The sequence below is a fragment of the Pseudonocardia sp. SID8383 genome, assembly GCF_009864975.1.
GTDB lineage: Bacteria > Actinomycetota > Actinomycetes > Mycobacteriales > Pseudonocardiaceae > Pseudonocardia > Pseudonocardia alni.
On record NZ_WWFY01001233.1, the window covers coordinates 1 to 12,092 of the forward strand.

General features: G+C 74.5%; 13 protein-coding genes. 6 read left to right on the plus strand and 7 right to left on the minus strand.

Annotated features, from left to right (window positions below; translation table 11 throughout):
* Both GTW08_RS30050 and GTW08_RS30055 read right to left on the minus strand, forming a co-directional pair.
* On the minus strand, positions 1-243 hold a 243-nt coding region (locus tag GTW08_RS30050), incomplete at its 3' end, for a hypothetical protein (protein WP_202417907.1).
* 10 nt (positions 244-253) lie between these two features.
* On the minus strand, positions 254-787 hold the full coding sequence (locus GTW08_RS30055) for a YbhB/YbcL family Raf kinase inhibitor-like protein (RefSeq protein WP_073574937.1): 534 nt from the start codon (positions 785-787) through the stop codon (positions 254-256).
* A gap of 105 nt (positions 788-892) precedes the next feature.
* Here GTW08_RS30055 and GTW08_RS30060 point away from each other — a divergent pair, with 105 nt between their 5' ends.
* The 5 genes from GTW08_RS30060 to GTW08_RS30080 all read left to right on the plus strand — a co-directional run bounded on the left by GTW08_RS30060 (position 893) and on the right by GTW08_RS30080 (position 6,064).
* Positions 893-2,482, plus strand: coding sequence for a Na+/H+ antiporter (locus GTW08_RS30060; RefSeq protein WP_202417909.1), 1,590 nt, complete (start codon positions 893-895; stop codon positions 2,480-2,482).
* Between the two features lie 64 nt (positions 2,483-2,546).
* Positions 2,547-3,176, plus strand: a complete 630-nt coding sequence (locus tag GTW08_RS30065) for a cytochrome P450 (RefSeq protein WP_139282746.1) — start codon at positions 2,547-2,549, stop codon at positions 3,174-3,176.
* A 46-nt stretch (positions 3,177-3,222) separates the two neighbouring features.
* Positions 3,223-4,251, plus strand: a complete 1,029-nt coding sequence (locus GTW08_RS30070) for a FecCD family ABC transporter permease (protein ID WP_073574934.1) — start codon at positions 3,223-3,225, stop codon at positions 4,249-4,251.
* Positions 4,248-5,015 (plus strand): ABC transporter ATP-binding protein, encoded by a 768-nt coding sequence (locus GTW08_RS30075; protein ID WP_073574933.1) that lies wholly within the window; start codon positions 4,248-4,250, stop codon positions 5,013-5,015. The genes GTW08_RS30070 and GTW08_RS30075 overlap by 4 nt, the downstream gene beginning before the upstream one ends.
* Positions 5,012-6,064, plus strand: a complete 1,053-nt coding sequence (locus GTW08_RS30080; RefSeq protein ID WP_073574932.1) for an ABC transporter substrate-binding protein — start codon at positions 5,012-5,014, stop codon at positions 6,062-6,064. Before GTW08_RS30075 ends, GTW08_RS30080 begins: the two co-directional genes overlap by 4 nt.
* Positions 6,065-6,114: 50 nt before the next feature.
* On the opposite strand, the gene GTW08_RS30085 is transcribed toward GTW08_RS30080, so the two are convergent.
* The 3 genes from GTW08_RS30085 to GTW08_RS30095 all read right to left on the minus strand — a co-directional run bounded on the left by GTW08_RS30085 (position 6,115) and on the right by GTW08_RS30095 (position 8,743).
* Entirely contained in the window at positions 6,115-6,876 is a 762-nt protein-coding gene (locus GTW08_RS30085; RefSeq protein WP_073574931.1) for an SDR family NAD(P)-dependent oxidoreductase, read from the minus strand.
* A 19-nt stretch (positions 6,877-6,895) separates the two neighbouring features.
* Entirely contained in the window at positions 6,896-7,879 is a 984-nt protein-coding gene (locus tag GTW08_RS30090) for an iron-siderophore ABC transporter substrate-binding protein (protein WP_073574930.1), read from the minus strand.
* 105 nt (positions 7,880-7,984) lie between these two features.
* A complete protein-coding gene (locus GTW08_RS30095) occupies positions 7,985-8,743 on the minus strand; it encodes a class I SAM-dependent DNA methyltransferase (RefSeq protein WP_073574929.1) in 759 nt (252 codons plus the stop codon).
* Between the two features lie 166 nt (positions 8,744-8,909).
* Between GTW08_RS30095 and fabG the strand changes: the two genes are divergently transcribed.
* Entirely contained in the window at positions 8,910-9,668 is a 759-nt protein-coding gene (gene fabG / locus GTW08_RS30100) for a 3-oxoacyl-ACP reductase FabG (RefSeq protein ID WP_073574928.1), read from the plus strand.
* A 63-nt stretch (positions 9,669-9,731) separates the two neighbouring features.
* On the opposite strand, the gene GTW08_RS30105 is transcribed toward fabG, so the two are convergent.
* Together GTW08_RS30105 and GTW08_RS30110 are read right to left on the minus strand one after the other, a co-directional pair.
* A complete protein-coding gene (locus GTW08_RS30105; RefSeq protein ID WP_083658302.1) occupies positions 9,732-11,180 on the minus strand; it encodes a GH39 family glycosyl hydrolase in 1,449 nt (482 codons plus the stop codon).
* A 185-nt stretch (positions 11,181-11,365) separates the two neighbouring features.
* Positions 11,366-12,092 (minus strand): ATP-binding cassette domain-containing protein (locus GTW08_RS30110; RefSeq protein ID WP_161152866.1); only part of this gene is annotated, 727 nt, incomplete at its 5' end.

Genomic DNA, 12,092 nt, shown 5'->3' on the forward strand with positions numbered 1-12,092 from the left:
GGAACGCTGGGCGTGGGCCAGCACCGGGGCCAACGCCAGGAGCCCCTCGACCTCGTCGCGGGCGTCGTCGACCAGCAGGTTCGCCAGCCACGCGGCCCGCGTCGGCCGCCGGGCGGCGGCGATCTCCCGGGCCGCGTCGGTGTCCGCGTCGGCGCGGGCACGGGCGGCGGCGTCGTCGCGTGCGGCGACGAAGTCCTCCGGCGGGACCCGGTACAGCCGGTCCAGCTCCGCGTCCGTGTCCACGCCGGCGGCCTCAGCTCAGGTTCGCGTGCGTCCCGACCAGGACGGCGCGGCCGACGGTGTGGCTGAACAGGGTGAACGCCAGGAAGGTGGGCGTCGCGGTGGCGGGCACGTCCAGCGTGGGCACGTCGACCGCGTGCACCACGAAGTAGTACCGGTGCGGGCCGTGCCCGGGCGGCGGCGCGGCGCCCAGGTAGCGGGCCAGGCTCGCGTCGTTGGGCAGCTGGACCGCGCCCTCGGGGAGGCCGGACCCGCTGTCGTCACCGGCGCCGGACGGCAGCGAGGTCACCGAGGTCGGCACGTCGAACACCGCCCAGTGCCAGAACCCGGCGACGGTCGGGGCGTCCGGGTCGTAGCAGGTGACGGCGTAGGACTGCGTCCCCTCCGGCGCGCCGGACCAGGACAGCTGCGGCGAGACGTCCTCGCCGCCCGCGCCGAAGATACCGGACAGCTGGGGGGTGGCGAGCGCGGCGCCGTCGTTCACGTCGGTGCTGGTCAGGGTGAACGACGGGACCGGGGGCAGCTCGTCGTAGGGGTTGCGGGGCACGGGGCGGACCTCCTCGGATCGGTGGCGGTGGGTCTCGCCGTGATCCTGGCACGGCGCGTCGGCTGCCGTCCGGCCGCGGGGAGGGCAGGGTGTCGGTCCGTGGAGATGCTGCTCGTGCTCGTCGGGCTGATGGTGGCCGCGGTCGTCCTGGTCGGGGTGGGGGACCGGCTCCGGCTGCCCTGGCCCGCGCTGATGGTGGTCCTCGGCGTGGTCGTCGCGCTGCTGCCCGGGCTGCCCGACGCATTCGTCATCGACCCCGAGCTGATCCTGCCGCTGTTCCTGCCGCCGCTGCTGTTCGCCACGGCGCAGCGCACGTCGTGGGCGCTGTTCCGGGCGCGCAGGCGGACGATCGCGCTGCTCGCCGTCGGCCTGGTGCTGGTCACCGCCACCGCCGTCGCCGGGACGGTCTGGCTGCTCGTGCCGGGGCTCGCACTCACCGCCGCCGTCGCGCTCGGGGCGATGGTCGCCCCACCGGATCCGGTCGCCGTCGAGGCCGTCGCCGGGCAGGTCCCGATCCCGCGCCGGGTGGTGGCGGTGCTGCAGAGCGAGGGCCTGTTCAACGACGCCACCGCGCTGGTCGTGTTCCAGGCCGCGGTGCTGGCGACCGTCTCCGGCGACGAGCTGAGCCCGCTCGGGCTGGGCCTGCGGTTCGTGCTCGGTGCCGCCGGCGCGGTCCTCATCGGACTGGGTGTGGCCTGGCTGGCGCGCCGGGTGCTCGGCAGGCTCACCGACGCCACCGGACGCAGCGCGCTCACCCTGGTCCTGCCGTTCGCGACCTACCTGGCCGCCGACGAGCTCGGCGCGTCCGGGGTGATCGCCGTCGTCGTGCTCGCGCTGCAGCTGCGCGCCGGGGCCGACGCCGACGAGGCCGCCGAGCGGCTCACCCAGTCCTCGCTGTGGAACGTCGTCGAGCTGCTGGTCACGGGGCTCGCGTTCGGCCTGATCGGACTCGACCTGCGCCAGGTCGTGCTCGCCGCGGGCGACGAGCTGCCGACGATGCTCGCGCACGCGGCGGTCGTGTGCGTGGTCGTCGTCGCGGTGCGGGTGCTGTGGATGGTCGTCGCCTGGCGGCTGCTGTCCCGCAGCGCCGACGACGCCGCCGCGGCCGGCGCCGCTCCGCTCACCGGACGCGAGGCGGTGCTGCTGTCCTGGTGCGGCATGCGCGGCCTCGCCACGCTCGCCCTCGCGCTGTCGCTGCCGCTGCAGACCGCGTCCGGGGCGCCGTTCCCCGCCCGCGACCAGCTCGTCCTCATCGCCGTGTCGGTGCTGTTCGTGACGCTGCTCGTGCCCGGCTTCACCCTCGGCACGCTGGTCCGCGCCCTCGACATCGACGACGAGGCCGACGCCGAGGAGCGTGCCGAACGCGCGATCGTGCTGCGGGCGCGCCGGGCCGCCGTCGCGACCCTGGAGTTCGAACGCACGGTGCGGGGCCTGCCCGAGGAGGTCGGCACCGCGATGCGGGAGCGGGTCGAGCGGCTGGAGCGGGTGCTGTCGGGGGAGACGCCCTCGGAGGAGGAGCGGTCCCGGATCGCGGCGGTGAAGAAGGCCCGCACCGCCGTCGCCGAGGCCCAGGCCTCGGCGCTGGCCGCCGCCCGGACCGAGGTACTGGCCGCGCGTCGTGAGCCCGGTGTCGACCCGCACGCCGTCGACCGGGTCCTGCGCCGCCTCGACCTGCGCACGGTGCTGCTCGACTGAGGACCGGAGGTGTCCGCGTCGACGGTCACGCTCGCCGCATGACGCCGTCGCCGCCTGCAGGGCGATGTGGAGTCCCGACCCGTCGGTGGCGGGAGCGGCGTTCGGACGGCTGCAGGCGATCGGCACGGCCACGGTCACCGACGGGACCGGCGACGGTGTCGCGGCCGGGCTGCGCGCGGCGCTGCCCGACCTCACCGACGCCCAGGTCGGCTACCTCGTCTTCGGGCTGGTGTTCGCCGGGCAGCTCACCACCGACGCCGCGCTCGGGTACGTCGTCGCCCACGCCCTGGGCCCCGGGCTCGCCGACCGCACCGCCGGGGAGCTCGACGCGCTGGTCGCCGGGGTGCTGCGGGTCCACCCGCCCGCCCCGTTCTCGCTGTGGCGCTTCGCCCGGACAGTCGCCGACCTCGACGGTGTGCCGCTGCCCGCCGGGGCGCCGGTGCTGGTCGACGTCCGGGGGATCGACGCCGGCCCGGTCGTCGGGCACCCGCTGACCTTCGGGCACGGCCCGCACTTCTGCGCCGGTGCGCACCTGGCCCGCCTCGAGCTCCGTACTGTGCTGGAGGTGCTGCGGGACAGGTTCCCCGACGCTCGTCCCGCCGGTCCCGTGTCCGGGCTCGTCGAGGTGCACCCGGGCGGGCCGGTCGGGGCGCGGCTCGCCGCGTTACCGGTACGGCTGCATCCCGCGCGGTGATCCTTCCCGCATCCCATCTCCAGCCATCACATGATGAACTGTGCAAATGTTCGAGCGACGGGCGGTGCGGTCCGCGACCGTGACCGCGGCACTCGCCGTACTGCTGGCGGTCGCGCTCGTGGGCTCGCTCGCGTTCGGCGCCGAGGTCCTCCCCGTCGCGAAGGTCGTCGACGCGGTGCTGCACGACCGGCCCGGCCCCGTCTCGACGATCGTCCGGGACCTGCGGATGCCGCGCTCGCTGCTCGCCGCGATCGTCGGCGCGGGCCTCGCGCTCGCCGGCGCCGGGGTGCAGACCCTCGTGCGCAACCCGCTCGCCGACCCCTACCTGCTCGGGGTGTCCTCCGGCGCGAGCGTGGGCGCCACGGCCGTCATCACCACCGGGGTGCTGGGTGCGCTCGGCACCTGGGCGCTGTTCACCGGCGCGCTCCTCGGGGCCCTCGCGGCCGGGGCGCTCGTCGGGGCGATCGCCGTCGCCCAGGGCGGGATCACCCCGATCCGGCTGATCCTCACCGGCACCGTGCTCGGCTCGGCGTTCTCGGCGACGGCGAGCTACCTGGTCTTCCGCTCCGGCGACCCGGCCGCCGCCCAGTCCGTGCTGTTCTGGCTGCTGGGGAGCCTGTCCGGGGCGCAGTGGGACCGGGTCGCGGTGCCCGCGGTGACCGTGGCGCTCCTGCTGGTGCTGCTCGGGGCGTTCAGCGGCTGGCTCGACGCGCTCACCGCCGGGCCCGACACCGCGGCCGCACTCGGCGTGCCGGTGACCGCCGCCCGGGCCGCGCTGTTCACCGTGTGCGCGGTCGCGGTCGGCGTGCTCGTCGCGGTGTCCGGGGCGATCGGCTTCGTCGGCCTGGTCGTGCCGCACCTGGCCCGGCTGCTCGTCGGGTCCCGGCACCGGGTGCTGCTGCCGGTGACCGCGCTGGGCGGCGCGCTGTTCCTGCTCGTCGTCGACGTCACCGCCCGGATCGCGGTGCGGCCCACCGAGATGCCGCTGAGCGTGGTCACCGGGCTGATCGGCGCCCCGGTGTTCCTGATCCTGATGGGACGCCGCCGCTACCGGACCGCCGGGAGCCCGGCGTGAGCCTGCGTGCGGAGGGGCTCACCTGCGTGCTCGGCGGCCGCACCGTCCTGACCGGGGTCGACCTCGCCGTCGAGCCGGGGGAGGTGCTCGGCGTCGTCGGGCCCAACGGCAGCGGCAAGTCCACCCTGCTGCGCGCCCTCGCGGGGATCCGCGAGCCCGCCGCGGGGCGCGTACTGCTCGACGGCACACCGCTGACCGCGCTGCGGGCCCGGCAGCGGGCCCGGCGGATCGCGTTCGTCGGCCAGGAGGAGGACCTGCCCCCCGACCTGTGCGCCGGGGAGGTCGTCGCGCTCGGCCTGGTGCCGCACCGGCCGCCGTGGGCGGGCGGCGACGCGGTCGAGCGGACCGCGGTCACCGCGGCGCTGGCCGTGGTCGAGCTCGACGGTCTCGCCGACCGCCCGGTCGACCGGCTCTCCGGCGGTGAACGGCGCCGGGTGCTGCTCGCCCGCGGCCTCGCCCAGGACGCCGGGGTCCTGGTGCTCGACGAGCCCACCAACCACCTCGACGTCCGCCACGCGCTGGGCCTGCTGGAGCTGGTCCGGTCGCTGCGCCGGACCGTCGTGGTGAGCCTGCACGACCTCGACCTGGCCGACCGCTGGTGCGACCGCCTCGTCGTCCTGCACGACGGCCGGGCCCTCCCGGCCGTGTCCGACCTCGACCCCGACACCGTCTCTCGGGTCTTCGGGGTCGCCGCCGCCCGCGTCACGCATCCGGTGACCGGGCGGTCCCGCCTCGTGTTCGACTCGCTCAGGGAGAGCTCGTGACCCGTCCGCCACGCCTGTCCGCCGTCCTCGCCGCGGGGGTGGTCGTCCTCGCCGCCTGCTCGGCGCCCGCCCCGGCACCCGCCGCAGCCGGTGACCCCGCCGGCACGGTCACCGTGCAGAACTGCGGTGCCCCCGCGCAGTTCACGGCGCCGGCGCAGCGCCTGTTCGTCAACGACGGCAACATGATCTCGATGCTCCTGGCGCTCGGCGCGCAGGACCGGGTCACCGCGGTGTCGAGCATGCAGCGCGACGCCGACACGCTGCGCCGCCACTACGGCGCCGCCGTCGACGGCCTGGCGCAGGCGGCGCCGGAGTACCCGACCCTGGAGACCGTCCTGGCCCGCGACCCCGACGTGATGGTCGCCGGCTGGAACTACGGCTACAGCGAGGCGAAGAACCTCACCCCGGCCCGGCTGCGCGAGCAGGGCATCGCCCCGTACGTGCTGACCGAGTCCTGCCGCCAGGCCGACGGGCAGAGCGCCCGCGGCATCGTCGACCCCTGGACGGCGCTGCGCGAGGACCTGCAGAACCTCGGCACCATCACCGGGCACACCGCCGACGCCGACCGCGTCGTCGCCGACCTCGACACCCGGCTCGACGCGCTCGGGAAGGCACCGAGGGCCGCGACACCGCCGACGGTGTTCCTGTTCGACAGCGGCACCGACACCCCCTTCTCCAGCGGCCGGTTCGGCGCCCCGCAGGCGATCATCGAGGCGGCCGGGGCGCGCAACGCCCTCTCCGACGTCGACGACACCTGGACCACGGTCTCGTGGGAGCGGGTCGCGACGGCACAGCCCGCCGCGTTCCTGTTCGTCGACTACCCGCCGCAGACCTTCGCCGAGAAGGTCGCGATCCTGAAGAGCCGTCCCGACACCCGCGACCTGCCGGCGGTGAGGGAGAACCGGTTCCTGAACCTGCCCTACGCCCTGTGGACCTCGGGCCCGCTGAACATCGACGCCGCCGAGCAGGTCCGGGCGGCGCTCGAGCGCTGGAACCTCGTGCCTGCCTCCGGCCTGACCCCCCGGTCCGACGACGTGCCCCGCAGCTGACCGCGCAGGCCCGGGGGCGCCGTGCGGCGCCCCCGGGCCTGCGCGGTCGGTCAGGTGATCGTGATGCCGCCGTCGACGGCCCAGGTCTGGCCGGTGACGTAGCCACCGGCCTCGGAGGCGAGGAACAGCACCGCCGCCGTCAGCTCCTCCGGGTCGCCCTTGCGGCCCATCGGGATCCGCTCGGTCATCCGCTCCAGGTAGCCGTCCTGGTACTGGTCGGTCATCTCCGAGGCGAAGAACCCGGGCGCGACCGCGTTGACCCGGATGCCCCGGCGGCCGGTCCACTGCTGGGCCAGGTCCCGGGTGAGTCCGACGATGGCGGCCTTCGACGCCGAGTACGCCGCCTGCGGCAGCGACGCGGTGGTGAGCCCCAGCACCGAGGAGATGTTGACGATGCTGGACCCGGCGCCCATGTGCGCCGCGCAGGCCTGCGCCATCCAGTACGAGCCGTTGAGGTTGACGTCGACGACCCCGGTGAACTGCTCCGGGGTCTCCTTCAGGGCCGGGACGGCGGTGCCGATCCCGGCGTTGTTGACCAGCACGTCGAGCCGGCCGAACTCGTCGACGGCGGCCTGCGCCAGCGCCCGGCAGTCCTCGGGCTTCGCCACGTCGGTGGCGACGGCGACCGCGCGCCGGCCCGCCGCCTCCACCAGGGCCACCGTGTCGGCCAGCCTGTCGACCCGCCGCGCGCCCAGTACGAGGTCCGCACCGGCCTCGGCGAGGCCCTTCGCGAAGGCCACACCGAGGCCGGACGACGCACCGGTGACGACGGCGACCCGGCCGTCCAGTCGGAACCGCTCCATCAGAGTCACGCCGCGACCCTAACCCGGATCAGCCGGCGAGCTTCTCGGCGAGCTGCGGGACGAGCCGCTCCAGGGCGTACGGCGCGGACAGCACGCTGTTGTAGGTCATCGCCCCGCGGGTGTCGGCGTCGGGCACGACCATGTCGCCGCGGGCCACGACCGGGATCTGGCGCAGGACCGGGTCGGAGTCGACCTGCTGCTTCGCGGCGCCCTCGTCGGCCAGCATCACCAGCACGTCGCCGTCGAGCAGACCGGCCTGCTCGGAGGAGACCTCGACGTAGAAGCTCTGCCGGTCGTCGCGCTCGGCGATGGCCGGTGGCTGCGCGAAACCGAGACCGGTCATGAACTGGCCGCGGGCGTCGGCGGCGGTGAAGGCGCCGTACGTGCCGTCGAAGGGCAGCACCGTCGCCCCGACCTTCCCGCGGAACTCGGGGTGGGCGGTGACGGCGTCGGCGAACGCGGCGTCGGCGGTCCGGATCAGCTCCTCGCCGCGAGCGGTCTCGCCCAGCGCGGTCGCGACGGCGCGCATCTGGTCGGTGCGGCTCACCCCGAACGCGATGGAGCCCGCGGGACGGGCGACGACCGGCGCGATCGCGGTCAGCCGGTCGTAGGCGGCCCGGTCGATGCCCGAGGACAGCGCGATGATCACGTCCGGGCGCAGCGCGGCGATCCGTTCCAGGTTCGGCTCGGGCTCGGTGAGGACCTGCGGCGCCTCACCCTGCACGAGCCCGCGGGCCCACGGACCCAGCCCGCCGGTCTCCTGGTAGAAGGTGTAGGAGGCGACGGCGACCGGGGTCACACCCAGGGCGAGGACGGGGTCGGCGTCGGTGACGCCGAGGGCGACGACCCGCTGCGGGCGGGCGGGGATCTCCGCGGCGCCGAAGGCGTGGTCGATGCGGACGGGGAACGCGCCGTCGGCGGTGGACGGGGCGTCCGTCGGGCCGGGACCGCCGGACGTACAGGCGGTGAGCAGGCCCACGAGGGCCAGCAGGAGGATCAGTCGTCGATGCACATCGGGACAATAACCGAGGCTTACCTAACCCGAAATGACCGGAAGATCTCGCCGCGGCGCGTTCGCACCGGCCGACGCGTCGCGGACCGGTGCGAACGCGCGGGGTCAGCCGCGCGGGCGGCGCTTGCGGGCCACGACGGCCCGGTAGAGCAGCGGGTCGCGACTGGTCGCGAGCCGGTGCCGGTAGACGGTCGACCCGAGCTCCTCGAGCTCGCCGGAGGCCAGCATCGAGGAGATGAGACCGGCGAACCCGGAGGTGTCGCCGTCGCTCAGGAAGTCGTCCCGCAGGGTGATCGCGACGAAGCCGTCGACCGCGACCATGTCGAACGCGGCGCGGAACGCCGCGGGCGGGATGTCGCCGAAGCCGAGCGCGGCGACGCAGGTCAGGGCGTCGAAACCGCCCGCGGCGATGGTCTCGGTGGTCTCCTCGTCCAGGTCGGTGAGGTCCACGACGTGGTAGTCGTCGTAGACCCCCGGGCGGTCCCGTTCGGCGGCGTCGCGGGCCTCGGGGAGGATGTCGATCCCCACCACCTTGCCGACGCCGCGGGCACGCAGCTCCTCGGCGACGATGCCGTTGCCGGCGCCGACGTCGAGGACCCGCAGCCCGGACGGGTCGACGCCGACGGCGTCGAGCTGCTCGGCCAGCGCACCGGCCACCACGGCCGGGGACTGGCACTGCAGGATGTCGTAGAACAGCTTCTCGTAGAGGCCCGGGATCTTGAAGAGTTCGTCGTAGTCGTGGAAGCGGTACTCGGTCCACCCGTGTCCGAGGTCCAGCACGCAGTACTCCGCGTCCTGCTCGAACGAGGTCGTGGGTTCCGGCAGAGCAAGCCGGTAGGTCGGTTCGGAACGCTCGACGGCCATGAAAATCCTTCCTGGTCGGGAACGGACACCTCGACGCTAGTGCACCCGGCGCCTCCGAACGGGGGTGAGCGATGTCGCACGGGCCGCGATGTGACTCTGCGGTAGGTGGTGACACGATCGGCGGCGGGAGACACCCGGAGATCACCGTCGATCAGCGAGGAGAGACATGACCCAGCAGCAGAGGACCGCCGTCGTGACCGGTGGGGCGCGCGGCATCGGGGCCGCCACCGCGATCCGGCTCGCCGCCGACGGGCACAAGGTCGCGGTGCTGGACCTGGAGGAGTCGGCCGCGAAGGCCACCGTCGAGGCCATCGAGTCCGCCGGCGGGACCGCGGCCGCGTTCGGTGCGGACGTCGCCGACGAGCGGGCCGTCGCCGCGGCCGTCGACGCGGTCACCGAGCGCCTCGGCGCCCCGACGGTGCTGATCAACAACGCCGGTATCACCAAGGACAACCTGCTGTTCAAGATGACCGTCGACGACTGGGACGCGGTCATGGGCGTGCACCTGCGCGGTGCGTTCCTGATGACCCGCGCGGTGCAGAAGCACATGGTCGACGCCGCCTGGGGCCGGGTCGTGAACCTCTCCTCGACCTCGGCGCTGGGCAACCGCGGCCAGGCGAACTACTCCGCGGCGAAGGCCGGCATGCAGGGCTTCACCAAGACCCTCGCGATCGAGCTCGGCAAGTTCGGCGTCACCGCGAACTGCATCGCCCCCGGCTTCATCGCCTCGGAGATGACCAAGGCGACCGCCGAGCGGATCGGCGTGGACTGGGAGGAGTTCAAGGCCGCCCGGGCCAAGGAGATCCCGGTGCAGCGCCCCGGCGCGCCCGAGGACATCGCCCAGACCGTGTCGTTCTTCGTCGACGAGCGCTCGTCGTTCGTCAGCGGCCAGGTCATCTACGTGGCCGGTGGCCCGAAGGCCTGACCCACCCACGACGAACGGGCCGGCTCCGCTGCTGCGGTGCCGGCCCGTCGGTCGTCGCGGGGGTCAGGAACTGCTGGTCATCGGCACGATCGCCCAGCCGGGGATGTCGTCCTGGCCGGAGACCGGCACGGCGTCCGCGGAGAAGTTGACGAGCAGCACCGAGCCGTCCGCCGCGCGGAAACCACCCAGCGACGAGCCGTCGGTCGCCCGGCCCAGCTCGACGGTGCCCTCACGGAGCCTGGGCACCAGCCAGCGCCACGCCTCGGTCAGCGGGGTCGGCTGACCGCCGTTCTCGTCGGTCGCGGGGGTCCACAGCGAGGAGTACTCGAGCGAGTTGCTGCCCTCGGGACCCCACAGCAGCGAGCCCTGGGTGCCGGAGCGGGCCATCGCCTGCAGGGCGGCGATCGTCGAGACCGCGCTGGCGGGGGAGGCGAAACCGGCCTGGGCGTCGGCGGGGACGTTGGCGTAGAACTCGGCCCACCAGATCGGGAGCTGCGTCCGTTCCTGGATCCAGCGGTCGATCACCGAGAACTTCTCGGCGCCGACGTCGACCGGTGAGATCGCATCCTGCTGGCCGCGGTTGGTGGTGGAGCCGTCGACGACGATGAAGTCCGCCCCGACGTTGTTCTTCAGCCAGTAGTCCAGGACGTCGAGCGGCCGCTGGTCGAGCGCGCCCCAGGGGCCGCGGATGGCCGAGGCGTCGCCCGAGTCGACCGGCACGCTGCTCATCACGACGTACGGGCCCCCGACCTGGACGTCGGGCCGGACGGACTTCACCGCCTGGTAGACCTGGTTGTAGAAGTTCGTGTAGCCCTCGTAGTCCCAGCGGTTCTCGGCCTGGTTGTAGAAGCCCTTGAGCTCGTTCCACACCAGGACGCGGTCGACCTGCGGGTACCGCTGCACGGCCTCACGGGCGAGGTTGGCGAAATCGGCGAAGTGCTCGGGCAGCGGTGCCTTCTCGAGCCGGTCCCAGCGGGTGGCGCCGCTGTCGCGCGGCGCGCCCTTCATCCAGTCCGGGGAGCAGCAGAGCGTCAGCATCGCCTTGCCGCCGGTCTCCTCGGTGAGCTGCATCCGGCGGTCCAGCGAGCCCCACTCGAACTCGCCGGGCCGGGGCTCGGGGTTCAGCGTGCCGAAGCCCATGAGGTGGTGGTTCTGGTACTCCTGCCCGAGGCTCGACAGGATGTCGACGCCGCGCTGGCGGGCCTGCGCGGGCTCGGTGTCGTCGAGGCTGTCCTGGGTGTGGGTCACCCCGATCTCCATCGGGCCCGGCTGCTCGTCCCAGCGCCAGCCGTTCAGGTCGACGGCCTTCGCCGAGGCCTCCAGCGCCGACGACGGCACGGCGTCACCGGTGGTGGTGCCGCCGGTCCCCGAGGTGCAGGCGGCGAGGGCCAGGACCCCCGCGAGCAGCAGGGCCAGGGCCGGGGTCCGGCGCAGGCCGGGCCGGAACCGGGGGGGCCGCGACGGGGACCTCGGTCCGGACGTCGTCGGGGAGGGACGGCGTGACGCTCGCACGGGCTGGTGACCTCACGTTCTGACCGGACGCGGCGCCGGGCGGATGCCGTGGCGCGCGCGGGCTCGTACTGACTCCTGCACTCCTGCGCGGGACGGTGTCCCGGCGAGGTGCTCCCAGCGTGTCAGGGGGCTCCTGTGACCCGACTGAGAGAACCTCGCGAACGCCCGGAGCCGGCCGGGGCCCGCTATCGGACGTTCGGAGCAGAGTAGGGCCGCGGTTCGCGAGGGCCGCACGCAGCCCCGCTGCGCAGGTGAACCCTCTTGTCGCGCAGCGTGTACACCCGGTCGGCCCGCGGCAGCACCGCCGGGTCGTGGGTGATGACGAGCACGGCCCGGCCCGCCGCAGCGGCGAGCAGGTCGTCGAGGACGGCGTCGCGGGTGTCCGGGTCGAGGTGCGCGGTGGGCTCGTCGAGCACCAGCACCGCGGGGTCGACGAGCAGCGCGCGGGCCAGCGCGAGCCGTCGCCGCATCCCGCCCGAGAGCCGGGCGCCGTGCGCGCCGACCTCGTCGTCGAGGGCCAGGCCGGCGAGCCCGACCCGGCGCAGGACGTCGATGAGATGGGCGTCGTCGGCGTCGGGGGCGGCCAGGCGCAGGTTCTCCCGGACCGTCGAGTCGAACACGTGCGGGTCGGCGGGTACCCCGGAGACCACCGCACGGACCTCGTCGGGCGGGCGCAGGGCCAGGTCGTGCCCGTCGAGCCGGACCGACCCCGCGCGCGGGTCGAGGAACCGGAACAGCACCGCGGCCAGCGTCGACTTGCCCGACCCGCTGGCACCGACCAGCGCCACGACCTCCCCGCGTCCGACGTCGAGGTCCGCCCCGTGCAGGACGGTGCGGCCGCGCCCGTCCGGTCCCGGCCCGGGCCAGGCGGCGGTGAGCCCGCGGACCTGCAGGTCACCGCGGCGCGGCAGC